General features: G+C 60.7%; 22 protein-coding genes, 6 tRNA genes and 2 pseudogenes. 27 read left to right on the top strand and 3 right to left on the bottom strand.

Features of this window, described 5'->3' with window-relative positions; all coding sequences use genetic code 11:
• Positions 1-82: 82 nt before the first annotated feature.
• From CKW07_RS04545 to pyrF, 8 genes are all read left to right on the top strand, one after another.
• A complete protein-coding gene (locus tag CKW07_RS04545) occupies positions 83-1,750 on the top strand; it encodes an AMP-binding protein (protein ID WP_095143792.1) in 1,668 nt (555 codons plus the stop codon).
• Between the two features lie 32 nt (positions 1,751-1,782).
• On the top strand, positions 1,783-2,226 hold the full coding sequence (locus tag CKW07_RS04540; protein ID WP_095143791.1) for a hotdog fold thioesterase: 444 nt from the start codon (positions 1,783-1,785) through the stop codon (positions 2,224-2,226).
• A gap of 160 nt (positions 2,227-2,386) precedes the next feature.
• Positions 2,387-3,193: an alpha/beta fold hydrolase gene (locus CKW07_RS04535; RefSeq protein WP_095143790.1), complete on the top strand. Its 807-nt coding sequence runs from the start codon at positions 2,387-2,389 to the stop codon at positions 3,191-3,193.
• Positions 3,190-4,041 (top strand): alpha/beta hydrolase, encoded by an 852-nt coding sequence (locus CKW07_RS04530; protein ID WP_095143789.1) that lies wholly within the window; start codon positions 3,190-3,192, stop codon positions 4,039-4,041. The genes CKW07_RS04535 and CKW07_RS04530 overlap by 4 nt, the downstream gene beginning before the upstream one ends.
• 50 nt (positions 4,042-4,091) lie before the next feature.
• The gene (locus CKW07_RS04525) at positions 4,092-4,751 is read left to right on the top strand and encodes a glutathione S-transferase family protein (RefSeq protein WP_095143788.1); all 660 of its coding nucleotides are present in this window, start codon (positions 4,092-4,094) and stop codon (positions 4,749-4,751) included.
• Between the two features lie 23 nt (positions 4,752-4,774).
• Positions 4,775-5,581, top strand: coding sequence for a DUF4892 domain-containing protein (locus CKW07_RS04520; protein ID WP_371850637.1), 807 nt, complete (start codon positions 4,775-4,777; stop codon positions 5,579-5,581).
• A 72-nt stretch (positions 5,582-5,653) separates the two neighbouring features.
• The gene (locus tag CKW07_RS04515) at positions 5,654-6,709 is read left to right on the top strand and encodes an AI-2E family transporter (RefSeq protein WP_095143786.1); all 1,056 of its coding nucleotides are present in this window, start codon (positions 5,654-5,656) and stop codon (positions 6,707-6,709) included.
• Positions 6,710-6,880: 171 nt separating this feature from the next.
• Entirely contained in the window at positions 6,881-7,579 is a 699-nt protein-coding gene (pyrF, locus tag CKW07_RS04510; protein ID WP_176465270.1) for an orotidine-5'-phosphate decarboxylase, read from the top strand.
• Positions 7,580-7,650: 71 nt separating this feature from the next.
• On the opposite strand, the gene CKW07_RS04505 is transcribed toward pyrF, so the two are convergent.
• Positions 7,651-8,655, bottom strand: a complete 1,005-nt coding sequence (locus CKW07_RS04505) for an NADP-dependent oxidoreductase (RefSeq protein ID WP_095143784.1) — start codon at positions 8,653-8,655, stop codon at positions 7,651-7,653.
• Between the two features lie 232 nt (positions 8,656-8,887).
• Between CKW07_RS04505 and CKW07_RS04500 the strand changes: the two are divergent.
• The 4 genes and pseudogenes from CKW07_RS04500 (at position 8,888) to CKW07_RS25895 (ending at position 13,411) form a co-directional block, all read left to right on the top strand.
• Positions 8,888-9,648: pseudogene (locus CKW07_RS04500) on the top strand (SDR family oxidoreductase).
• A gap of 270 nt (positions 9,649-9,918) precedes the next feature.
• A complete protein-coding gene (locus CKW07_RS04495; protein ID WP_095143783.1) occupies positions 9,919-11,313 on the top strand; it encodes a PLP-dependent aminotransferase family protein in 1,395 nt (464 codons plus the stop codon).
• Positions 11,314-11,443: 130 nt separating this feature from the next.
• A pseudogene (locus CKW07_RS25900) lies at positions 11,444-12,505 on the top strand (HAMP domain-containing protein); the annotation flags it as partial.
• A 24-nt stretch (positions 12,506-12,529) separates the two neighbouring features.
• Positions 12,530-13,411: a methyl-accepting chemotaxis protein gene (locus tag CKW07_RS25895; protein WP_371850640.1), complete on the top strand. Its 882-nt coding sequence runs from the start codon at positions 12,530-12,532 to the stop codon at positions 13,409-13,411.
• A 90-nt stretch (positions 13,412-13,501) separates the two neighbouring features.
• Here CKW07_RS25895 and CKW07_RS04485 read toward each other — a convergent pair whose 3' ends face one another.
• Entirely contained in the window at positions 13,502-14,260 is a 759-nt protein-coding gene (locus tag CKW07_RS04485; protein WP_176465269.1) for a hypothetical protein, read from the bottom strand.
• A 370-nt stretch (positions 14,261-14,630) separates the two neighbouring features.
• Between CKW07_RS04485 and CKW07_RS04480 the strand changes: the two genes are divergently transcribed.
• The 6 genes from CKW07_RS04480 (at position 14,631) to CKW07_RS04455 (ending at position 15,266) form a co-directional block, all read left to right on the top strand.
• A tRNA-Glu gene (locus CKW07_RS04480) sits at positions 14,631-14,706 on the top strand.
• A 2-nt stretch (positions 14,707-14,708) separates the two neighbouring features.
• Positions 14,709-14,784, top strand: a tRNA-Gly gene (locus CKW07_RS04475).
• A 104-nt stretch (positions 14,785-14,888) separates the two neighbouring features.
• A tRNA-Glu gene (locus CKW07_RS04470) sits at positions 14,889-14,964 on the top strand.
• Between the two features lie 2 nt (positions 14,965-14,966).
• Positions 14,967-15,042: transfer RNA gene (locus CKW07_RS04465), tRNA-Gly, on the top strand.
• A gap of 70 nt (positions 15,043-15,112) precedes the next feature.
• Positions 15,113-15,188, top strand: a tRNA-Glu gene (locus CKW07_RS04460).
• A 2-nt stretch (positions 15,189-15,190) separates the two neighbouring features.
• Positions 15,191-15,266, top strand: a tRNA-Gly gene (locus CKW07_RS04455).
• A 77-nt stretch (positions 15,267-15,343) separates the two neighbouring features.
• Here CKW07_RS04455 and CKW07_RS04450 read toward each other — a convergent pair.
• Positions 15,344-16,207: a helix-turn-helix transcriptional regulator gene (locus CKW07_RS04450; protein ID WP_095143780.1), complete on the bottom strand. Its 864-nt coding sequence runs from the start codon at positions 16,205-16,207 to the stop codon at positions 15,344-15,346.
• A 422-nt stretch (positions 16,208-16,629) separates the two neighbouring features.
• Here CKW07_RS04450 and CKW07_RS04445 point away from each other — a divergent pair, with 422 nt between their 5' ends.
• The 9 genes from CKW07_RS04445 to CKW07_RS04405 all read left to right on the top strand — a co-directional run bounded on the left by CKW07_RS04445 (position 16,630) and on the right by CKW07_RS04405 (position 23,738).
• The gene (locus CKW07_RS04445; RefSeq protein ID WP_095143779.1) at positions 16,630-16,824 is read left to right on the top strand and encodes a Flp family type IVb pilin; all 195 of its coding nucleotides are present in this window, start codon (positions 16,630-16,632) and stop codon (positions 16,822-16,824) included.
• 123 nt (positions 16,825-16,947) lie between these two features.
• Positions 16,948-17,142, top strand: coding sequence for a Flp family type IVb pilin (locus CKW07_RS04440; protein WP_095143778.1), 195 nt, complete (start codon positions 16,948-16,950; stop codon positions 17,140-17,142).
• Between the two features lie 295 nt (positions 17,143-17,437).
• Positions 17,438-17,968 carry a prepilin peptidase gene (locus tag CKW07_RS04435; RefSeq protein ID WP_095143777.1) on the top strand — a complete coding sequence of 177 codons (531 nt, stop codon included), beginning with the start codon at positions 17,438-17,440 and terminating at the stop codon, positions 17,966-17,968.
• A gap of 2 nt (positions 17,969-17,970) precedes the next feature.
• Positions 17,971-19,290, top strand: a complete 1,320-nt coding sequence (locus CKW07_RS04430; protein WP_095143776.1) for an AAA family ATPase — start codon at positions 17,971-17,973, stop codon at positions 19,288-19,290.
• A gap of 15 nt (positions 19,291-19,305) precedes the next feature.
• On the top strand, positions 19,306-20,112 hold the full coding sequence (gene cpaB, locus CKW07_RS04425) for a Flp pilus assembly protein CpaB (protein WP_095143775.1): 807 nt from the start codon (positions 19,306-19,308) through the stop codon (positions 20,110-20,112).
• Positions 20,113-20,186: 74 nt separating this feature from the next.
• Positions 20,187-21,533, top strand: coding sequence for a TadE/TadG family type IV pilus assembly protein (locus CKW07_RS04420; protein WP_095143774.1), 1,347 nt, complete (start codon positions 20,187-20,189; stop codon positions 21,531-21,533).
• A gap of 8 nt (positions 21,534-21,541) precedes the next feature.
• Positions 21,542-22,021: a TadE/TadG family type IV pilus assembly protein gene (locus CKW07_RS04415; protein ID WP_095143773.1), complete on the top strand. Its 480-nt coding sequence runs from the start codon at positions 21,542-21,544 to the stop codon at positions 22,019-22,021.
• The gene (locus CKW07_RS04410) at positions 22,021-22,524 is read left to right on the top strand and encodes a TadE/TadG family type IV pilus assembly protein (RefSeq protein ID WP_095143772.1); all 504 of its coding nucleotides are present in this window, start codon (positions 22,021-22,023) and stop codon (positions 22,522-22,524) included. Before CKW07_RS04415 ends, CKW07_RS04410 begins: the two co-directional genes overlap by 1 nt.
• Positions 22,518-23,738, top strand: coding sequence for an AAA family ATPase (locus tag CKW07_RS04405; protein WP_095143771.1), 1,221 nt, complete (start codon positions 22,518-22,520; stop codon positions 23,736-23,738). Before CKW07_RS04410 ends, CKW07_RS04405 begins: the two co-directional genes overlap by 7 nt.
• Positions 23,739-23,741 lie beyond the last annotated feature (3 nt).

Below are 23,741 nucleotides of genomic sequence, written 5' to 3'. Positions count from 1 at the left end.
ATCTTTTTTGCAAATAGATAACCAAGCAACCGCTTGGTTGGTCTACGCTTGCCGCCACCTCGAACAAAAAGGAGCGTCTTCCATGTCCGCCGCTTTTCGTTTGCCGCTGCAAGTGTTCTACGAGCGCGAAGCTCGCCATCCTCATCAGCGCTTCCTGGTGCAGCCCGTGGGCGGCGGACAGGTGGAAACCCTGACCTGGGCTGACGTCGGGCACCAGGCGCGGTGTGCCGCCCACTGGCTACGCGCCCGCGAATTGCCCAGGGGCAGTCACATTGCCCTGATTTCGAAAAACTGCGCGCACTGGATCATTGCCGACCTGGCGATCTGGATGGCCGGGCATGTTTCCGTTCCGCTGTACCCCAACCTGACGGCCGACTCGGTGGCCCAGGTGCTCGAGCACTCGGAAGCGGCACTGGCGTTCATTGGCAAGCTCGACGACTGGCCGGGCATGTCCAGGGGCGTCAAGGCCGAGCTTCCCACCATCAGCCTGCCGCTGTGTCCCGCGGGGGCGTTCGACTACAGTTGGGCGGATCTGCAGCGCAGCTCACCGATCCAGGACAACCCGACTCCAGGTGCCGATGAGCTGGCGACTATCATCTATACCTCCGGCACCACCGGCCTGCCCAAGGGGGTGATGCACAGCTTTGGCACCCTGGGGTTTGCGACCACTCATGGCACGCAGCTGTTCAACCTGAATGAGTCGGACCGGCTGTTGTCGTACTTGCCCCTGTGCCATGTCGCCGAGCGGATGTTTGTCGAGCTGGCGTCCATCTATACCGGGCAAACGGTGTTCTTTGCCGAAAGCCTCGACACCTTCCTTGCCGACTTGCAGCGCGCACGGCCCACCGCATTGTTTGGTGTGCCGCGCATCTGGACCCGGTTCCAGATGGGGGTGTACAGCAAGATACCGGCCAAGCGCCTGGATTTTCTCCTGGGCCTGCCAATCATCGGCAAGCGGATCGGGCACAAGGTGCTCGCCGGACTTGGCCTGGATGCCTTGCGCATTGCCCTGTCCGGTGCCGCGCCGGTGCCGCTGGCCTTGCTGCACTGGTACAAGCGCCTTGGGCTGGACGTGCTGGAGGTCTACGGCATGACCGAAAGCTGCGGGTACTCCCATATTTCCCTGCCGGGCCAGAACCGACCCGGCTGGATCGGCAAGCCTTGCCCGGAGGTGGACGTTCGCATCGATGAATCCGGCGAGGTACTGGTGCGCAGCGGCGCGACCATGCTGGGTTATTTCAAGGAGCCGCAGAAGACCGCCGAGACCCTCACGGAGGACGGCTTCCTGCGCACCGGCGACAAGGGCGAGCAGGACGCCGAGGGCTATCTGCGCCTGACCGGGCGGCTCAAGGAGATCTTCAAGACCAGCAAGGGCAAGTACGTGGCGCCGGCACCGATCGAAAACCGCCTGGCGGTGCATTCGCGCATTGAGCAAGTTTGTGTGGTCGGAGATGGACTGAGTGCGCCACTGGGGTTGTGCGTGCTGTCGGCGGTGGGCTTGCAGGACGCCGCCAGTGCCGCGCGCGCGGCGTTGCAGTCAAGCCTGGAAAGCCTGTTGCAGGAGGTCAATGGTGCCCTCGACAAGCATGAGCGCCTGCACCAGCTGGTGGTGGTCAAGGATAACTGGGCGGTGGAAAACGGCTTCCTGACCCCGACCCTGAAGATCAAGCGCAACGTGATCGAAGCGGCTTATGGCGCCCGGTTTGAAGAGTGGAGTGCGCGCAGCGAGGCGGTCCTGTGGCAGGATTGACCGCGACAACACCAACAACAAAGGACGTAGTGATGAGCCTGTGGCGGACCCTTCCCAACATTGAACACTTGAACGAGACTCAGAAGAACACCATTGGCGAAGTGCTGGATATACGCTTCGAAGCCTTTGATGACGAGTCACTGACCGCCAGCATGGCCGTCGATCACCGTACCCATCAGCCCTTTGGCTTGTTGCACGGCGGCGCCTCGGTGGTCCTGGCTGAAACCGTGGGCTCGATGGCCAGTTTCCTGTGCCTGGACCCCAGCAAGTACTACTGCGTGGGCCTGGAAATCAACGCCAACCACTTGCGCGGCCTGCGCAGCGGAAGGGTGACGGCGGTCGCCAGGGCGATCCACATCGGCCGTACCACCCATGTCTGGGACATTCGCTTGAGCGGCGATGAAGGCAAGGTCAGTTGCGTGTCGCGCCTGACCATGGCGGTGGTGCCGCTGGGTGAGGCGCCACCAGCTCGTTGAGATACATCAGCATTCCATGTGACGAGGGAGCAAGCTCCCTCGCCACAGAGTCCACCGTGCAATTGGCCTGACTGTCATCATTCATGGCAGTTACAGTCATTGCCGCAGGATCGCGTCTTGCGGACAATCAACACCTGATTTTGTTTATGGACACGCCGTTATGCCGCAGCAGATTTTTTTCACCCATGCCAATGGCTTTCCTTCAGGCACTTACGGCAAGTTGTTTGCCGCGCTGTCGCCGGAGTATCAGGTCGCGCATCTGCAGCAGCATGCCCATGACCCCAGGTTTCCGGCGGACGACAACTGGTACAACCTGGTGGATGAGCTGATTCATCACCTGGAACAGCAACCCGGGCCTGTGTGGGGCGTCGGGCACTCCTTCGGCGGGGTGCTGCACCTGCACGCCGCCTTGCGTTGCCCGCAGCTGTATCGCGGCGTGGTGATGCTCGATTCCCCCGTGCTGACCCGCACGGATCAGTGGGTCATTCGCGCGGCCAAGCGCTTTGGCTTTATCGATCGACTGACCCCGGCGGGGCGTACCCTGGGGCGCCGCGAAGAGTTTGCCGACCTGGAGTCGGCGCGTCGTTACTTCGCTGGCAAGACCCTGTTTCGTGGCTTTGACCCGGAATGCTTTGACGCCTATCTGCAGCACGGCCTGCACAAGGTCGGTGATCGTCTGCGGTTGCGTTTTGATCCGGCCACCGAGATCAGTATCTACCGTGGCGTGCCGCATACCAGCCCGGGCCGCACCCGCCAGTTGAAAGTGCCGCTGGCCGTGGTGCGTGGTCGTCAGAGCAAGGTGGTCATGCGCCATCACGCAAGCTCCGTCGGCCGCCTGCCTCAAGGCGAATCGCTGACCATGCCCGGTGGTCATATGTTCCCGCTGGAGCGCCCACAGGACACAGCCGCGCTGCTCAAGGATCTGTTCACCCGCTGGGAAGGTCGCAGCGCCCGGAGTTGTGCGTGAGCAGCGTTGAAGAGGTCCGCCTGAGCCTGCCGCATATTGAGTTGGCGGCCCATCTGTTCGGGCCCGAAGACGGTCTGCCGGTGATTGCCCTGCACGGCTGGCTGGACAACGCCAACAGCTTTGCACGGCTGGCGCCCAAGCTTGAGGGCTTGCGGATTGTTGCCCTGGACATGGCCGGGCATGGGCATTCCGGGCATCGGCCATTGGGCGCCGGTTATGCCCTGTGGGATTACGCACACGATGTGCTGCAGGTTGCCGAACAGCTGGGCTGGAAGCGTTTTGCGCTGCTGGGTCACTCCCTGGGGGCGATTGTCTCGGTGGTGCTGGCCGGTGCGTTGCCCGAGCGCGTGACGCACCTGGCGTTGATCGATGGGGTGATTCCGCCCACCACCCCCCACGACAATGCCGCCGAACGCATGGGCATGGCGCTGCAGGCGCAACTGGACCTGCAACACAAGAGCAAACCGGTCTACAGCACCCTGGAACGGGCCGTGGAAGTGCGCATGAAAGGCCTGGTGGCGGTCAGTCGCGAAGCGGCCGAACTGCTGGCGCAACGGGGGTTGATGCCCGTTCCCGGCGGTTACACCTGGCGCACCGACAGCCGCCTGACGCTGGCGTCCCCGCTGCGCCTGTCGGATGAACAGGCCATGTCCTTCGTTCAGCGCATCCAGTGCCCCGCGCACCTGGTGGTGGCGGCTGACGGGATGCTGGCCAGGCATGCTCCGTTGCTGGAACGTCTACCCTTTAGCCGAGAACAGCTGCCGGGTGGCCATCATTTGCACCTGAATGACGAGGCCGGCGCCACCCTTGTTGCAGACTGTTTCAATCGGTTTTTCGCCATTCCTTGACTTGCGCGGGGCAACTGTCGAGGCTGGGCGGGTTGAAATGGGAGACAACCATGATAGATCTCTACACCGCTGCGACCCCTAATGGCCACAAGGTCTCTATCGTGCTCGAAGAACTCGACATGCCCTACACGGTGCATGCCTTGAGTTTCGACAAGAAGGAACAAAAGGCACCCGAGTTTCTCAAGATCAATCCCAATGGCCGGATTCCGGCGATTGTCGACCGCGCCAATGGGGATTTCGCCGTGTTCGAATCCGGCGCGATTCTCATCTATCTGGCTGAACTGAGTGGGCAACTGCTGCCCAAGGACCCGAAAGGGCGCTCGGTGGTGATCCAGTGGCTGATGTTTCAAATGGGCGGCATCGGTCCGATGCAGGGCCAGGCCAATGTGTTTTTTCGCTACTTTCCGGAAAAACTGCAGGGCGCCATCGACCGCTATCAGCATGAAACCCGGCGCTTGTATGAAGTGCTCGACACCCGCCTGGAGTCCGTCGAGTTCCTGGCCGACGCCTACAGCATTGCCGATATCGCGACCTACCCGTGGGTCCGTGGCCATGAATGGTCCGGGGTCCCGGTCGATGGCTTGCCCGCCCTGCAGCGCTGGATGGCGGCGATGGCGCAACGCCCGGCCGTGCAGCGTGGTTTGCTGGTACCGCAACGCGTTGACGACGCCAGCGTCATCAAGGGCGCCCAGGCCATGCTGATCCGATGAGAGTGCCTTCCAGTTTGAAAAGCATGAGTGTTGCCTGCTGGCTTGCGGCAGGGTGTTTCAGTGCGCTGGTGGTCGCCGCCGATGTTCCCGGCAGCCAGGATCTACCAGGGGTGCCCCGGATGGTGGATGCGCAGATTGTCGACTACCGACCGGCGGCTGAGCTCGAGCGGATTTACCCAATGGGTTCGATCCGCAAAATCAGTGGCCAGTTGCGTTTCGACGGGCAGGTCAATGCCCGTGGGCACATGACCTCGGTGACCTACGAACTGCCGCCGGAGCATTCGTCCCTCTCGGCCTTTACCGCAGCCCGCGAAGCCTTGCAGAAGCAGGGCGCCGAGTTGTTGTTCTGGTGCCAGGCCCGTGATTGTGGCGAAAGCAGCCTGTGGGCCAATGAGGTCTTTGGCAACGCCAAGCTCTACGGCGTCGATAACGCACAGGCTTACCTGCTGTTGCGTCTGGCGCCGCCCCAGGACAATTCGCTGGTGGCACTCTACAGCATCACCCGCGGCAATCGCCGGGCGTACCTGCATGTCGAGCAGTTCGAAGCCAGTGCGCCACTGGGTGACCTGTTGCCGACCTCCGCCACCTTGTTGCGTCAACTCAAGGACACGGGAGTGCTGGATCTGCCACGCCTGAACGGCGACCCACAAACGGCCTGGTTGACCTTGTTGTCCCGTGGGCTGAATCTGGACACCACGTTACGCATCAGCTTGTCCGGGGCTAATGCCGAAGCCTGGCGCCAGGCGCTGGTCGATCAGGGCGTGCGTACCGCGCGCCTGGAACTTGGCACAGTGGAAACGCCAGGCCTGCGGCTTGAGCTTCTGCGTTAAGCTTGTGGCAGGCGAGCGCGCTGTCGGCCGTTCGCCTGCCTCCTTGTCGATTGACCCTGTTCGAGATTCTTCATGCTCAATAATGATCGGCTATTGGTGCAGATCCTGCTTTTGGTGTTGTTCGGTGCCAGCTTCTGGGTGATGGCGCCCTTCTGGTCGGCGCTGTTCTGGGGCGCGGTGCTGGCGTTCGCCAGTTGGCCGCTGATGCGTCTTCTGACCCGCTGGCTCAATGGTCGTGAATCCCTCGCGGCGGGCGTGCTGACGCTCGGCTGGATGGTGCTGGTGGCGGTGCCGCTGGTGTGGCTGGGGTTCAACCTGGTGGACCATGTGCGCGACGCAACCGCGCTGTTCAAGGATGTGCAGGTCGATGGCTTGCCCGAAGCGCCGGCGTGGCTGGGCGGTGTGCCCCTGGTCGGCGAACGGCTGGTGGGGATCTGGAACAGCATCGACCAGCAGGGTGCGGCGCTGATGCTGTCGGTCAAGCCCTACCTGGGGCAGGTCGGCAACTGGTTGCTGGCGCGCAGCGCGCAGATCGGTGGCGGTATCCTCGAACTGGCCTTGAGCATCGTCTTCGTGTTCTTTTTCTATCGGGATGGTCCACGCCTGGCGATGTTCGTCCATCGCCTGCTGGAACGCCTGATCGGTGATCGTGCCGGCTACTACATCTCGCTGGTGGCCGGTACCGTGCAGCGGGTGGTCAACGGGGTCATCGGCACGGCCGCCGCCCAAGCCGTCCTGGCCTTGATCGGCTTCCTGATTGCCGGTGTGCCGGGGGCGCTGGTGCTGGGCATCGTCACGTTCCTGCTCAGCCTGATTCCCATGGGGCCGCCGTTGGTGTGGATTCCCGCCACGGCCTGGCTGGTGTGGAAGGGCGATTATGGTATGGCGGTGTTCCTCGGTATCTGGGGCACGTTCATCATCAGCGGTGTCGACAATGTGCTCAAACCGTACCTGATCAGCCGTGGTGGCAACCTGCCGCTGGTGATCGTTCTGCTCGGGGTGTTCGGCGGCTTGATAGCCTTCGGTTTTATCGGCCTGTTTGTCGGCCCGACCCTGTTGGCGGTGGCCTACAGTCTGTTGATCGACTGGAGCAAGAGTCAGGGGCGGGTTGAAGAAAAGCGCGAATAACCGATTTTTGCTGTCGGGCCCCCCATGCCGGGCCCGACGCAAATGGCGTGTATGCCGGGTTTTTATCCGCCCAATGACGCCGTTGATGATGATTTACTGATCATCGGGTCCCGGACGGGCTCGTGTTCCGCTACAATGCGCGCCGATTTCGACTTGCCTGAGAGCCCACTCATGTCCGCCTGCCAGACTCCTATCATCGTCGCCCTGGATTTCCCTACCCGTGACGCCGCACTGAAGCTGGCCGACCAGTTGGACCCGAAACTGTGCCGGGTCAAAGTCGGTAAAGAGCTGTTTACCAGCTGTGCTTCGGAAATCGTCGGGACCCTGCGCGACAAGGGTTTTGAAGTGTTTCTGGACCTCAAGTTCCACGACATTCCCAACACCACGGCCATGGCCGTCAAGGCGGCTGCGGAAATGGGCGTGTGGATGGTCAATGTCCACTGCTCTGGCGGCCTGCGCATGATGGCGGCCTGCCGTGAAGTGCTGGACCAGCGCAACGGTCCAAAGCCGTTGCTGATCGGTGTGACCGTGCTGACCAGCATGGAACGTGAGGACCTGGCCGGGATCGGTCTGGACATCGAGCCGCAAGAGCAGGTGCTGCGCCTGGCCGCATTGGCGGAGAAGGCCGGGATGGACGGCCTGGTGTGCTCGGCGCTGGAAGCCCAGGCCCTGAAGTCGGCGCACCCGTCGCTGCAACTGGTGACCCCGGGGATTCGTCCGGCGGGCAGCGCCCAGGACGACCAGCGTCGCATCCTGACCCCGCGTCAGGCGCTGGACGCCGGTTCCGATTATCTGGTGATCGGCCGTCCGATCAGCCAAGCGGCCGATCCGGCCAAGGCGTTGGCCGCGGTCGTCGCCGAACTGGCCTGATCAAGCACTGAAGATCCTGTGGGAGTGAGCACGCGCCTTCCCACAGGATCTTGCCGTCGCCAGGTAGCGCGTTAAACCTTCAGCACCAACTTGCCAAAGTTCTCTCCGCTGAACAATTTCATCAGCGTTTCCGGGAACGTCTCCAGCCCGTCGACGATATCTTCCTTGCTCTTGAGCTGCCCCTTGGCCATCCAGCCGGCCATTTCCTGCCCGGCGGCCGCGAACTGCGTGGCGTAGTCCATCACCACAAAGCCTTCCATGCGCGCACGGTTGACCAGTAGCGACAGGTAGTTGGCCGGGCCCTTGACCGCTTCCTTGTTGTTGTACTGACTGATGGCGCCACAGATCACCACGCGGGCCTTGAGGTTCAAGCGGCTGAGCACCGCGTCGAGGATGTCGCCGCCAACGTTGTCGAAATACACGTCCACGCCTTTCGGGCATTCGCGCTTGAGGCCGGCGAGCACGTCTTCGCTCTTGTAGTCGATGGCACCGTCAAAGCCCAGTTCGTCGATCAGGAACTTGCACTTGTCCGCACCGCCGGCGATACCCACCACACGGCAGCCTTTGAGCTTGGCAATCTGACCGGCAATGCTGCCGACGGCGCCGGCGGCACCCGACAGCACCACGGTATCCCCGGCCTTCGGTGCGCCAACGTCCAGCAGGGCGAAGTAGGCCGTCATGCCGGTCATGCCCAACGCCGACAAATAGCGCGGCAAGGGCGCCAGTTTCGGATCGACCTTGTAGAAACCACGGGGCTCGCCGACGAAGTAGTCCTGCACACCCAGCGCGCCGTTCACATAGTCACCCACGGCAAAGCCCGGGTGGTTGGAGGCGATGACCTGGCCTACACCCAAGGCACGCATGACTTCGCCGATGCCCACGGGTGGGATGTAGGACTTGCCTTCGTTCATCCAGCCACGCATGGCCGGGTCCAGCGACAGGTATTCGTTCTTGACCAGGATCTGACCGGCCGCCGGTTCCCCGACCGGAACTTGCTGATAGGTAAAGGTCTCGCGGGTCGCGGCCCCCACCGGGCGTTTGGCGAGCAGGAATTGACGGTTGGTCTGGGCAGTCATGGCGGGCACTCAAGGGTGGATGAAGTCTGATTGATAGACCCTCGTGGCCGTTGTCGCAAGGTTTGCCGACGCAGCGAATACAGGTCGATCCAGTGGAGTGATAGTCAGGCGGGGAGGTTCATCACTGTCACTCATGAGCAATCAACCGGCCTTCTGATAGTGGTGCCGCGTGACGGGGCGGGGTGGCTAGACTGGGGCCGCGCGATCACGCCCATCTTTCGAGGACATAACAATGAGCATGAGATTTTCCGGCCAGGTAGCGTTGGTGACAGGTGCGGCGGCCGGTATTGGCCGTGCGACCGCCCAGGCATTTGCCGCCGAGGGATTGAAAGTAGTCGTCGCGGACCTCGATGTGGCGGGCGGTGAAGGCACCGTCGAGCTGATCCGCGCGGCCGGCGGCGAGGCGGTGTTCGTGCGCTGCAACGTGACCCTGGAAAGTGACGTGCAACACCTGATGGCCCAGGCAGTGAACACTTATGGCCGCCTCGATTATGCCTTCAACAATGCCGGGATCGAGATCGAAAAGGGCAGGCTGGCGGAGGGCACCCTCGATGAGTTCGATGCAATCATGGGCGTCAACGTCAAGGGCGTCTGGTTGTGCATGAAGTACCAACTGCCGCTGATGCTCGCTCAGGGGGGCGGGGCCATCGTCAACACTGCTTCGGTGGCCGGTCTTGGCGCAGCACCCAAGATGAGTATCTACGCGGCTTCCAAGCATGCGGTGATCGGCCTGACCAAATCAGCCGCCATCGAGTACGCGAAGAAAAAATCCGGGTGAACGCGGTGTGCCCCGCGGTGATCGCCACTGATATGTTCCGCCGCGCCTATGAAGCCGATCCGAAGAAGGCTGACTTCGCCGCCGCCATGCACCCGGTAGGGCGCATTGGCACGGTGGAGGAAATCGCCAGTGCAGTGTTGTACCTGTGCAGCGACGGTGCAGCGTTTACCACCGGCCATTCACTGGCGGTCGATGGTGGTGTAACGGCGTTCTGAGGGTTGGACGAGATCACCGTCCCTTGTAGGAGCGAGCAAGCTCGCGATGGACGTTAACGATAATGCGTACTTTCTGATTAAACGCATTGCTCTTGAGTTCATCGCGAGCATGCTCGCTCCTACAAGGGGCGGTGTTCGCAATGTGGCTGCGGTTTGTGTTTCAAAGAGTTAGACGCTCATGTGTTGGCGGCGTTGTCGCACATCGACGTGAGGGGGCCTGTGCTTAACTGTTTTTCGGACATGCCATCAAACAGTTGGAGTGGGTCTCTCATGGAGTTGAGAATCGATCGCCAGGCGCTGGTGCCTGTGGTGCAGCAAATCGTTGACGCCCTCGTGGGCTGGATTCGCCAGAGTCGCGTTGAACCTGGAACGCGTTTGCCGTCTATCCGGAAGCTGGCCCGGGATAACCTGCTCAGCCAGTCCAGTGTCGTTGAGGCGTATGAGCGCATGGTTGCCCAGGGCGTGCTCGCCTCGCGTCAAGGTTCGGCATTTTTTGTCGCGGCGCCTCGGCCCGTGTCCCACGGTAGCGCTGCCGAGTTGGGCCTCGCAGGCAGTGGTACGGCAGGTGAGGGCCCCTTGGACAGCTTGCCGCTCGGGCGCGGTGGCATGCCCGAAAGCTGGCGGGAGAGCGATGACCTCCGTTATGCCATTCGCCAGGTGGCCGGCACCGACATGGCCGGACTGTTCAATTACAGCACCTCCCATGGCTTGCCAGCCTTGCGCCAACAGATCGTCAAACGTCTGAAGCAGCAGGCAATCGCTGTCGAGGAGCAACAGGTGCTGACGACCGCAGGCGCTACCCAAGGGCTTGATCTGATTATCCGGGTGCTGCTCAAGCCGGGTGATTGTGTCGTGGTGGAAAGCCCGGGTTATTCGAATCTGTTCGAGCAACTCAGGTTGTGGGGCGTCCGTTTGCTGGAGGTTCCTCGAACCCCGTGCGGGCCTGATACCCAAGTGCTGGAACGGTTGCTGGATGGGCACGCGCCACGGGCCCTGTTCATCAACAGTCAGTTTCACAACCCGACGGGCAGTTGCCTGACTCGCGACGTGGCGCAGCGGGTGCTGGAAATGGCCGGGCGTCATGGGCTGATCATTGTCGAGGACGACGTTTATGCTGACTTTCAGGTGCGCACGGGCACCTGTCTTGCCGCGCTGGATACCGGTGGGCGAGTGGTGTACGTCGGTAGTTTTTCGAAAACACTCAGCAGTTCGTTGCGGGTTGGTTACGTGGTGGCCAGCGCTGAAAGGATCGCGCGCCTGGCACAGGTCAAGATGATCAGCAGCCTGGGTGTTTCGCGGTTTTGTGAGTCGGTGCTGGCTTGTCTGCTGGCTAATGGCGCTTACCGCAAGCTGGTGCAGCGTCAGCGTCAGCGCCTGAAACGCGACATGAGCGCCGCGTTGCAGGCGCTGGAAGAGGTCGAGTGGGAGGTCTTCGGCAAACCCGCCGGCGGCCTGTACCTCTGGGCACGACCCAAGGCGTGTGACCCGGCCCGGGTACGTACGCTCGCCGAGCGCTTGGGGGTCTCGCTGTCGTCCACGACCGCGTTCAGCCCGGCTGACCGGGCCAGTGATTGGTTGCGCATCAATGTGGCCTATGCCGGTGACTCACGGGCACTGGCTTTCTTTCGGGCCTGCGCATTACCAGATCGACCTCAAGCGTTCTGAAAGCGACCAGTACGTAGCTTTTTGCCATTATTGCGGCGCCAGAGACTTGTGCTTGGGGGGGGCCCGTTGCGACTCTGCGTCAACAGACAATGGCCGCGTCGCCATTGGCCACTGACGGGGGTTGCGAGCAATGATTTCGGGCGTGCAAGGACGTTTTGCCAACCTGGGTATGGCAAAGAAACTGGGTCTGGGGTTTATGCAGGTTTTGCTGTTGACGACGCTGGTGGCTGCCATCGGTGTCTGGTCCTTGCACACCATCAGTCAACGCTTCGATGGCCTCAAGCAGATGTCGTCGCTCAACAGCGGCTTGCTCCAGGTCCGTCTGCTGGAGCAGGAGTACGCCTTGCACGGCGACTCGAAAACTGTCGATGCCTTGCATGAAGGTGTCGATGCGCTGATCGTTCTTGCAGGCCAGCTCAAGGCTCAGTCAGCGGCCAATACGGCGCTGATGAATGAGGTCGAGCAATCCCTGGGTGCCTACCGCAAGGCTTTCGACGAATTTGTCGAGCTGGCCTCGGCCAAGGACCTGGCGCTGGAAATGGCCAGTTGGTCGGTCTCCAGCGTGGCCAATAACCTTGATGTGTTGCAGGCAGGGCTTGCCGATGATGGCGCCTATACACTCAAGGAGACCGCGGGTAAGGACGGCGCCGGGTTTATCGAGCAGGCCAATCAGGTCAGCCAGGTGTCGAAGCTGATGCTGCAGGCGATGAACGAAGCGCGGCTACGCCTCGACCAGAGTCGCAAGGCCAGCGAGGACGGTGCCGGGCAGGGCAGGATCGAGCAGGCCGACCAGGCGCTGGCCCAGGCGCAAACGCTGAAGGGCGCGGTCAAGGATGGGGGTTATCAGACGGTGCTCAGTGAAGTGGCCGGACATATCGCCAGTTTCAGCGAGAAGCTCACCGAGTACACCGGCTTGCTGGCCCAGGAGAGGCAGGTGTATCAGCGGTTGCATCAGCGCGCGGATGAAGTCGTGCAGCGGGTCGATCAAGCCTATCGCGGGCAGGACCAGGCGATGCAGGTGGAGCTCAAGAACAACGCGCTGCTGATCATTGCGTCTTCGGCATTGGCATTGTTGGTTGGGGTGATTGCCGCGTGGTTCATTACCCGACTGATCGTTGCGCCTCTGCGCAGCGTGATTCGCGTGGCCGAGCAAATCGCCGCGGGCGACCTGAGCGCCACGGTGCAGGTGACGCGTCGTGATGAAATCGGCCAGTTGATGCAGGCGATGCAGACCATGGGGGCCGGGTTGAGCCAGATCGTCAGCGGGTTGCAGGCGGGCATCGAGCAACTGGCGAGCTCCGCGCAGTCGTTGTCAGCCGTGACCGAGCAGACCAATCTTGAAGTCAGCAGCCAGAAGGAAGAGACCGATCAAGTCGCCACCGCGATGAACCAGATGACGGCCACCGTACACGACGTGGCGCGTAACGCCGAGGAGGCGGCACTGGCGGCGCAAACGGCCGATGGCAAGGTCGAAACCGGTCAGCAGGTGGTCCGCCAGAGCATGCAGCGGATCGAACAGCTGGCCGACTCGGCGGGTTCGGCCAGCGCCAGCATCGAGAGCCTCAGTGCACAAATCCAGAACATTGGCACCGTGCTCGGTGTCATCAAGAGCGTCGCCGAGCAAACCAACCTGCTGGCGCTCAACGCAGCGATCGAAGCGGCGCGGGCGGGGGAGCAGGGCAGGGGCTTTGCCGTGGTGGCGGATGAAGTTCGGGCATTGGCCAAGCGCACCCAGCAATCGACCGAGGAAATCGAGCAACTGGTGAGTGCCTTGCGCGCGGCCGCGCAGGCGTCGGTGCTGCAGATCCAGAGTAGCGGCGAGCTGGTCAAGCTCGCGGTCAGTGATGCGTTGCAGACCGAAAGCGCGCTGGGCAGCATCGCCGCGGCGGTATCGCTGATCCAGCAGATGAACCAGCAGATTGCGGCGGCCGCCGAGCAACAGAGTTCGGTGGCTGAAGAGATCAACCGCAGCGTGACCAGCATTCGGGCCAGTGCCGATCAGTCCTCGGTGGCCATGCAAGGCAATGCCGCGTCAAGCATCGAACTGGCGCAGTTGGGGGGTGAGCTGAAGGGGATGGTGGGGCATTTCAGGTTATAGCGCGGGGGGAGAGGCTCAAGATCCCATGCGCCTGTCGGTGAATCCCTTCAGGCGCAGGTAATGCAGGGGGTTGTTCGCGGTGCGGCGCAATCAGTCGTAAATGGCCTTCTTCTTCCAGTCCGCATCGGCCTCGACTTCCTTGAGGCCTTCGGTCAATTCGTTCACCTCGCCTTCAACCGGTGCGATGTTGGTCAGCACCATGGAGTTGGCGCGGGCCAGGAGCTTCTCCAGGTACTGCAGCTGTTCGCTGTAAACCTGAGGATCCGGTTGTTTGCGCAAGTACTGTACGCCGCGCTCGAACGCAAGGCGGGCCTGGCCGGGTTGTTCCTGTTGCAAGGCGTGCTGGCCGAGGTTATTGAAGAACTCGATGTGCAGCAGCACCAGAATATGGCGAATTTCGCGGATCCAGCCTTTGGCTTCGTTGGTCGGCAGGAAGCCATCGTGGGCCGCCCGCGTCACCTGGCCATGCAGGGCCTCGAGCAGAAAGCGTACGTCCTTGGCCTTGGCTTCGGTCTGGATCGGCGCTGGCGGGTTATTGACCGGGATGGATTCGCCTTGTGCGACCAAGGCCGTCAATTCATCGATACGGGCTTTCAGGCTGGTGCTGGATTTATCCAGGTTCAGCATGCGCTGGCAGACATTGAGCTCCAGCCGGGTCAACAGCAGTTTGAGCGCCGGGGTCATCAGTTGCCCGGGGAAGGTCTCGGTAATTTCGCCACAACGGCGCAGGCGGTCGTTGAGTTCGACCTTGGTGCGGGCCTTTTCCAGTTTATTGTTTTCCACCACATGGTTCATGTAGCCAATGGCGATCAATAGTGCGATCCCGACTATTACTAGCAGGGTGATCATGAGTGGTGTCACCGTGAAGACCTCTTTATTGGGTTTGCGTACGAGTGTAGTGGCTAAGCCTGGGGGCGGATAGGGCACCGCGACGGGCTGGAACGGCCGATCGCGCTACGTGCAAAGGCAACGCAAGGATGGATGCATATCGCCAGTATCGTTATGGAAAGGACTATAGCGCCTTGGCGGGTGACAGAATATAGGCGTCAAAGCCCGGTCGGACGAAAAGCCCGAATCGCCCCTGAAAGGGCCGCGAAGTCATTGATTTAAATAAATTTATATCGGGGGGTTGACGACCCCTCAATCCATCCATAGAATGCGCGCCACTTACAGCGGAAAGCGAACAACGCAACGCGGTAGGGAGTGAAGTTGTAGCTGTGTCCCCTTCGTCTAGTGGCCTAGGACACCGCCCTTTCACGGCGGTAACAGGGGTTCGAGTCCCCTAGGGGACGCCATTGCGGGAATAGCTCAGTTGGTAGAGCACGACCTTGCCAAGGTCGGGGTCGCGAGTTCGAGTCTCGTTTCCCGCTCCAATTTTAAACAGCAGTGCTTTCGGGCGGTGCTGAGTGAAACCAGGGCCAAATCTTCGGATGCGGATCTGGACACTGGAACACACACCATGTGTTCCGGGTAGCGTGTCCCCTTCGTCTAGTGGCCTAGGACACCGCCCTTTCACGGCGGTAACAGGGGTTCGAGTCCCCTAGGGGACGCCATTGCGGGAATAGCTCAGTTGGTAGAGCACGACCTTGCCAAGGTCGGGGTCGCGAGTTCGAGTCTCGTTTCCCGCTCCATATTTAACGAAAACGCCGCTGCCTGAGCGGCGTTTTTGTTGGACACCGGAACCATGTTCCGGTTAGCGTTGTCCCCTTCGTCTAGTGGCCTAGGACACCGCCCTTTCACGGCGGTAACAGGGGTTCGAGTCCCCTAGGGGACGCCATTGCGGGAATAGCTCAGTTGGTAGAGCACGACCTTGCCAAGGTCGGGGTCGCGAGTTCGAGTCTCGTTTCCCGCTCCATATTCAACAAAAACGCCGCTCATTGAGCGGCGTTTTTGTGTGCGCGTTTTTTGTGTGGCCAGAAGGCTGGCGGCGGTTCAGCTGCCAAGGCTGTGTATCAGTTGGTCGAGTATTTGAGCGGTTTCAGCATCGAGCGTCGGTTCTATTGCACACGGCACCTTAAGCTGGTGTGCCTGGCGGTATTCGCTGGGTGTGCAGTTGGCGAACTGCTTGAAGGCGCGCGCGAAGTAGGACGGGTCCTTGAACCCGGCTTCATAGCCGATGGTGGTGATGGGCATCTGGCTGTTGTCGAGCAAATCCTTGGCGTAGTTCATGCGCTTGTTCAAGACATAATCCATGAAGCCAAGCCCGTTGGCCTCCTTGAACAGGCGGCTGAAGCGGAATGCGGTCATGCCGAAGCGCTTTGCCAAGTCCCTCTGGTCTATGTTCTCGGTAAAATGCTGGTCGATGTACAGCAGTATGTTGTTCAGTGCCTGGTGTTTCTGGTGTTCTGACGTCAGCCGGATGCTGCCAGGCAACGTCGGAGCATGGTCAATCTGCGACGTCTTGCCCTGGCCGTTGCGACGCAACTCACAGAGCTGCAGCAGGGCCTTCAGGTAACGGTTCTTCTCGGTACTGGTGAGGGGCAGCACCATGTATTCCCAGACACTGGAGCGCATGGCCCATACGGCCAGCTCTTCGGAGTGCTGCACGGTGAACATGGTGATCGGAATCTTGGGCTGGGTGTGCTTGATTTCCAGCAACAACCGCAGGCCAGCCGTATCGGGGCGATCGAAGTGCATGCAGATCATGTCGGCCTGTTCCCCGATGGAAAACATCGAGTCTTTGGCCGGCCGGCAGTCGCAAGTCCCCACGAACTGGTTGATGAGTTCATGGGTGGACCGATCATGGGTCAGATCGAACCATAACAGAGATGGTCGCTTGCTCGCGTTGGACGTCATATTTCTCGCTCTGAGGTTCGTCTCCCTACGCTCAGTAGTATTGACAATGTGTTATCACTTCGCAGACTAAATCCTGATAAGAGAATCAGTATTTAGTTCTATGGGTGCTATGTGTCGGTGTGTTGGCGTAACGCCAGTGCCGGGTGGCGGATGCTACGTACTTTGGCTGCGCCCGGCATCCGCCGCTGGTCGCTTGCGAATCAGTGGCAGTGACATTCGCGAACCATTCTTTTCCTCCTTTTCCATTCTCCCTGTCCGTTCGTAAGCGGCGTGCACGGCATTTGGCAGTGCCTGCAAAAAAGTCCTAACGAAGTGCAAAAGACTCCTAACGGCTTGGCTGGGACCTGACTAGGGTAGCAACAGGCAGTGCAAAACGTGCTGTCCCCCGAAAGAACAACATTCGAGAAAATGAGGTGGGCAAAATGACTCTGCAAACAATCAAGGCTTCGGTACTGAAATTCGCCAAAGACGAAGATGGTCTGACCATTGTGGAATACGCGGTGGCGGGTGGGTTGATTACGGTATTGGTTGCCGCTGCGTTCGTTCTTTTGGGCGAAGCGGTGGAAACACAGATCACGGCGCTGTGCCAGGCTGTTAACGGTAACGTTGCGTGCTAATAACAACCACGCATGTTGGGGGAAGGCGCTGCGAAGTCCACAACTGAATAACTCACTGGACTTCGCGCGACCTCTGCCCATGGATTTTCTGAGCGATGTAGTTACGAATCCGAGGAATACAACATGACTCTGCAAACAATGAAAATGTCAGCTCTGAAGTTTGCCAAGGACGAGGACGGCCTGACCATTGTGGAATACGCGGTGGCGGGTGGGTTGATTACGGTATTGGTTGCCGCGGCGTTCGTTCTTTTAGGCGAAGCGGTTGAAACCCAGATCACGGAGCTGTGTCAAGCCGCTAATGGCAACGTTGCGTGCTAATAACTATCTCGCACGTTGGGGCTGCAAGACGAAGTCCATGGAGTAACCGGTGCAACGTTTCGCTAATAGCACCGCCGGATAACCCAATGGACTTCGCACTTTCTCTTCCTACGGACTTGGTATAGCCACGAGTCCGAGGAATGCAAAATGATGCCGCAAACCGTTAGCGCTTTATTGCTGAAGTTCACCAAAGGTGCGGATGGCCTGATCTGTGGAGTACGCGGCGGCGGGCAGTATGCAGGTCATGAATAGCAACTTAGCGTGCTAACGAAACTTCCCGGTCGGGAGAGACGAGATGTCCACAGAACTGCTGGTTTCTACTGTGTTGCTGATCGGGCTGCTGGGCATCGCGGTGGTGAGCGACCTGCGTCGCCACCGTATTCCCAACCTGCTGATTCTGGTGGGGCTTGCCCTGGGGTTGGCCGGTCAGACCTATTCAGGCGGTGTAAGCGGATTGGGCTACAGCCTGTTGAGTATGCTGATCTGTTTTGCACTGTTTCTACCCATGTACGCCCTGGGCGGCATGGCCGCCGGCGACGTCAAGTTGATGGCCATGGTCGGCAGCTTTTTACCGGTCCACTACGCCTTGTGGGCTGCCCTGTTCAGCCTGATAGCCGGCGGAGTCTGTGGTTTCCTGATTGTGCTGGTTCGCGGTCAGTTGTTACAGACCCTGGGCCGCTACTGGTTGATGCTCAAAGCACAGGCCTATATGGCGCCGGCCTCGAATGAAGTGGCGGGCAGACCTTTTCCTTATTCCGTCGCCATTTTGCTCGGAACCTTGAACAGCGTTCACTGGCAACTCTTTGCCAGCGGACTGGGAGTTTAGTCATGCACGTCATCGTCGATAGTGATGCCTACCCCAGCGAACGGGATGCGGTACAGCGCCTGGCGCCTCAGCCTTGCACGATCCGCGACACGGGCCTGGCAGAGAGTTTTCTCGGTGAGCTGGTGTGCAAGCACTTGTATGACGCCGGTGTGCTGGACATGTCCCGGTTGGTGGAGCGCCTGGCGCTGACCGGCGCGGTCATGGAGGAGATCCTGGGTTTTCTGCGCAAGGACGGCCGTGTCGAAGTGTTGGGCCAGACGGGTGGACAATCGCTGCGTTATGGCTTGACCGACCGTGGTCGCAGCTCCGCTCGCGATGCCTTGTCCCGTAGCGGTTACATCGGTGCTGCTCCTTTCCCGGTCAGTTCCTACCGCTCGCTGCTGAAATTGCAGACCATTCACCACGGACGCATCAATGCCGACGATATGCGCGCCGCCCTCGCGGGGGTGGTGCTCACGGAGCGCATGCTCGATCAGTTGGGTGTGGCCATGAATTCCGGGCGGGCGATCATGATTTATGGTCCCGCGGGTACCGGCAAGACTTATGTCAGCAGTCGCTTGATCCGCTTGTTCGCCGAGGCGATCTGGGTGCCTCACGCCATTGCGATCAATGAGGCGGTGATCGAGATCTACGACCCCCAGGTGCATCAACGCCTGGATGACAAGGGCCAGCAGGGCAACCTGATGCTCAACGAAGGCATCGATCGCCGACTGCTGTGCTGCAAGCGCCCGATCGTCATCACCGGCGGTGAGTTGAGCATGGAGCAGTTGGATGTGCGCTATGACCCCTTCACTCGCCAGTATCAGGCCGCCTTGCAACTCAAGGCCAGTAACGGCCTGTTCATCATCGACGACATGGGACGCCAGCGCATGGCGCCGGCCGAACTGCTCAATCGCTGGATCGTACCGATGGAGGAAAAACGCGATTTCATCAACCTCGGCGGCGGGCGCCATTGCGAGCTGCCCTTTGACCTGATCCTGGTGTTTTCCACCAACCTCAATCCCCTGGAGCTGGCCGACGAGGCGTTCCTGCGGCGCATTGGCTACAAGCTGCAGTTCGGTTACCTGAAGCCTGAGGAATACGAACGGATCTGGCAGCAGGAAAGCGAGCGCCTAGGCATTCGTCATGATCCATTGCTGCTGCGCTATGTGCTGCAGCGGCTGTATGCAAGCGAAGGCATGCCCCTGGTGCCTTGCCATCCCCGCGACCTCCTGAACATGGCGCTCGATCGCCAGCGCTACATGGGCGGTTCCGGAGCACTGTCCCCGCAAGAGTTGGAGTGGGCCTGGCACAACTACTTCGTCCAGCTCGACTTTCTTTGATAAGGAGATACAGACATGAGCTCTCGTACTCTTAGCCTGATTGGCGTTTCCCTGGTCTTGGGCCTCGGTGCCGCATGGATGGCCGACAGCTGGCTGAGCAAGCGCCTCAATGCCAGCCCGGACGATCATCTGCGAAGTGTGGTGGTCGCCACGGTGGAGATACCTTTTGGGCAGTTGGTCGAAGCCCAGCACATTTCGACCGTACGCATGCCGATAGATACGGTACCGGATGATGCCTTCGACTCCACCGACAAGGTGCTGGGCAAGATTGCCACGTTCGACATCCTGCGCGGCGACATCGTGCGCGGTGCACGGGTCAGTGAGCACTTGGGCGGCAGCACCCTGGCGTCGTTGATTGCCCCTGACAAGCGTGCCGTGTCGGTACGGGTGGACGATGTGGTGGGGGTGGGCGGGTTCCTGTTGCCGGGTAACCGGGTCGATGTGCTGGCGACCAAAAACGCGGATGCGGGCGGCACCACACCTGCCAAGACCATCCTCGAAAACCTGCGGGTGCTGGCGGTGGATCAGACCGCGGGGACTGACAAGACCCAGCCGGTCGTGGTGCGTGCGGTCACGCTCGAGATGTCGGCTACCGAGGCCGAGACTCTGGTCACGGCGCAGACCGGAGGGAAGTTGCAACTGGCACTGCGCAACCCGCTGAACCTCGATAAAAAAGTCGCCGCTACAACTCCGCCGTTGCCGGCCGTGGCCCAGGTCACTCCTCCTGTTGCGGCGGCGCCAAAAGCCGTGACGCGCCGTAGTCATCCAGTAGACGTCACCATTATCCGCGGAATTGAATCCAAGGTCGTCATCGTACGTTGATACAGCGCAGGGCGCGCCCGGGCATCTGACTAAGGGCGCACCGAGGCGGATCACTACCGGTAAACGAGGGCTTGATGATGAATCTCCAGACTCAGCGGTCGCTTACGGCGACGGCAAGGCGCCAGAAAGGCGCGGTGAGCGTCTTGATGGCGATTTCGCTGGTGGCAATTACCATGATGGCCGCCCTGGCGCTGGATGGTGGTCACATGCTGCTGAACAAGACCCGCCTGCAGAACGCCGTGGATGCGGCTGCATTGAGTGGTGCCAAAACCCTGAGTCAAGTGACGGGCGGGACCAATGTCGCCAGTACGACCCGTACCGCCGCGCTCAATACGCTGACGCAAAATGCCATTGCGGTGGGTAACGACGAGTTGGAGGCGGCGGTCGACGGTGATCCTGGCGCCTTTGCGGTGGTGGAATTGGCCGCCAGTGTCTATGGGCCGTTTACCTATCCAGGGCCGACGGATGCCAAGTATGTTCGGGTATCGGTACCGAACTATCAGCTGACAGGCTTTTTCTGGGGCGCTGTCCAGGCATTGGGTGCTGGGGGGGTGGGAGATAAAGCCGTAGCGGCGATTGCTACCGCCGGCCCCAGTCCTACCAGCCCCTGTGATCTCGCTCCATTGATGGTGTGCGGCGACTCGACGCAATACGACCCGAGTGCGGGGATGTTCTGGGGTTACCGCTTTGGTGATCTGGAAGTGTTGAAGACGGCTGCGGGCAATAGCTCACCCATTGGCCCAGGCAACTTCCAACTGCTCGATTTCGGTTCCGGTGGCAGCACGGTCAGGGAGGACCTGGCCGGAGGCGGCTCGATATGCCGCGATGTCGGGGACAATGTCCAGACGGCACCGGGCAACAAGGTCGGCCCTACCTCCCAGGGCATGAATACCCGCTTTGGCATCTACAACGGACCGGTCAGCGCTTCGGACTATCCACCGGACCTGGTGACCAGCTCCAGCACACCCGGAATGAAGTACAACGACGCCGTCACTCCGCCGAGGGTGGAGTACCAGGGGCAACCGGTCACCTCAAGCAATGGCAGCCTCTCCGCCGGCGGCAACGGGATACTGGACTACAACGACTGGCGCGCAAGTACTGCTGCCTGTGTGGCAGGCAGCGGCAGCGGCTGTCAGAGCGGCGGGGTCTTCGAGCGCCGAATGCTGAAAATCGTGATTGGCAACTGCACCGGGAAAGACGGGGGATCCAGCTCGATTCCCGTCCTGGGCTTTGGCTGCTATTTCGTGGTGCAGCCACTCGATGCCGGCGGGAAGGACTCGGAGATCTTCGGACAGTTCGTACAAGAGTGTGAAGGTGACAACGTTGCTGGCCCTAACCCGTCGACCGATTCCGGTCCGCAGATCATCCAGCTGTATAAAACCTACCTCAACGGCAGCGGTACTCCGAGCACTGATTCCTAGGAGGCGTCATGGCACTTCACGCTTTCAAGCGACCGCAGAACCAGCAAGGCCTGGCCTTGGTGGAGTTCACCCTGGTCCTGCCTTTGTTGCTGCTGTTGTTGCTGGCCCTCGGCGAGTTCGGTCGCATGCTCTACCAGTACAACGTACTGCTGCAGGCCAGCCGTGATGCCGACCGCTTTGTTGCCGGCCAGGCCTGGAATTCGACCGCCGGAGCCGTGGTGCTGGGCGGTACGCTGACGACCCAGACGAAAAATGTCGCGGTGTATGGCGTGCCCGTTCAGACCGGGACCGCGGTCTTGTCAGGGCTGACGACAGCCAATGTGGTTGTCGCAGCCGTGGGTACCGACCATGTGCGGGTCACCATCACCTACAACTTTTGTCCGGTGATTGGTGCTGGCAATTGTGTCGGGTCGATGCCTGGTTTCTTTGGCAACGCGTTTTCGCTGAGCATCCCGCTGGTCGCCACGACCGTCATGAGGGCACTGTGATGAACCGCAAACAGATGCGCGGTACCTATGTCGTTGAGTTCGCTTTCGTTGGCCTGCTGGTCTTCACGCTGCTGTTCGCGGTGGTGGAAATGGGTCGCCTGTACTTCACGGTCAATGCGCTCGATGAAGCCGTGCGCCGTGGTACGCGCCTGGCGGCGGTGTGTGCTGTTACCCCTGAGCAGCAGGAGATCATCTTGCGGCGGGCGATCTTCAATGCGGCGAGCGACAGTGGCACGAGCCAGCTGATCGGCAATCTGAACACCACCAACCTGACCCTGAGCTACCTGGACGCGAACGGTGCTCAAGTGGCCAATCCCTCCGATACCACCGGCGTCAATGGTTTTCGCGCCATTCGCTATGTCCAGGTGAGCTTGCAGAATTACGTGTTCAATCTGTTCATTCCCGGGTTTGGCGTGCCCATTACCTTGCCCGTGGTCCGGGCGACCTTGCCACGCGAAAGTCTCGGGCGTCACTCCGATTCAGGGGAGATCACACCATGCTGAGTACCAAGGACATCCCGCTCTCCACTGCGACCGGCAAATCCGGGCTGCGCCTGCTGATCAGCAGTCGTGATGCCGTGTCGTTGCGTGACCTGCAAAGCGTCTGCCAGCGTCTGCCCGGCCTTGAGGTGAGCTCGCGGCTGGTGAGCAACGGCCACGTCGACCCGCTCTATGGCCTGGAGCGCCTACCCGACCTGTTGCTGGTGCGTGTCAGCCATTTGTGGCGTGAGGAATTGTCGGCGCTGCTACAGCGCCCGGCCCATGAGCGTCCGCCGATGCTGGTGTGTGGCTCATTGAGTGAGCAGGATGGAATGCGCTTGGCGATGCAGGCCGGCGCCCGTGATGTGTTGCCGGAGCCGCTGGTCGAGACTGAACTGGTCGCGGCCCTGAACCGCTTGGTGATGGAGATTCGGGATGGCAACGAGGGCGAGGGCAAACTGGTCGCGATAATGGGCGCCAAAGGCGGGTCCGGCACAACCTTGCTGGCCTGCAACCTGGCCCAGCAACTCAGCACCAGGGGTGGCACTACCTTGCTGCTGGACCTGGACCTGCAATTTGGCAGCGTGACCCATTATCTGGATGTGCAGCAGTCGCACAGTCACCTGGAGGTGTTGCAGCAGATCAAGGGCCTGGATGCGGTGGCGCTTCGCGGGTTCTGCAGTCACTTCAGCCCGACCCTGCATGTGCTGGGTGGCCGGGCGGGCGAGCTATGCCTGCCGCAGGATGCCCATACCGACCAGCTCGATGCGCTGTTGCAGTTGGCGCGCACCAGTTATGACTGGGTGGTGGTCGACCTGCCACGGCAAATTGATCACCTCACCAGCTCAGTACTGGAGCAGGCGGATCGTGTGTTTGTGGTGGCACAGCAGAGTGTCAGCCACTTGCGCGATGCCAGTTCCCTGGTGCGGATACTGCGCGATGACCTGGGGGTACGAGGCGAAAACCTGCAGGTGGTGGTCAATCGCTTTGACAAGTCCGCCGCCGTCAGCGTCAAGGACATTGGCGAGGCGCTGCGCTGCGCGAATCTGTTGAAACTGCCTAACGATTTCAACGCGGTCAGCCAGAGCCAGAACACTGGCGTGCCATTGGGTTTGTGTGCACCACGGTCACCGATCACTGTTGCGCTGAATCAGATGACAGACGAGTTGGTCGGTGTCCAGATAAGCAACAAGCGGGGCTTGCTCAATCGCGCCTTCCACCGTCTTTTCAGGGGATGAATC

Source organism: Pseudomonas sp. Irchel s3b6 (genome assembly GCF_900187415.1).
GTDB lineage: Bacteria > Pseudomonadota > Gammaproteobacteria > Pseudomonadales > Pseudomonadaceae > Aquipseudomonas.
Note: the sequence above shows the minus strand (reverse complement) of the source record. Positions and strands in the feature narration are given on the sequence as shown.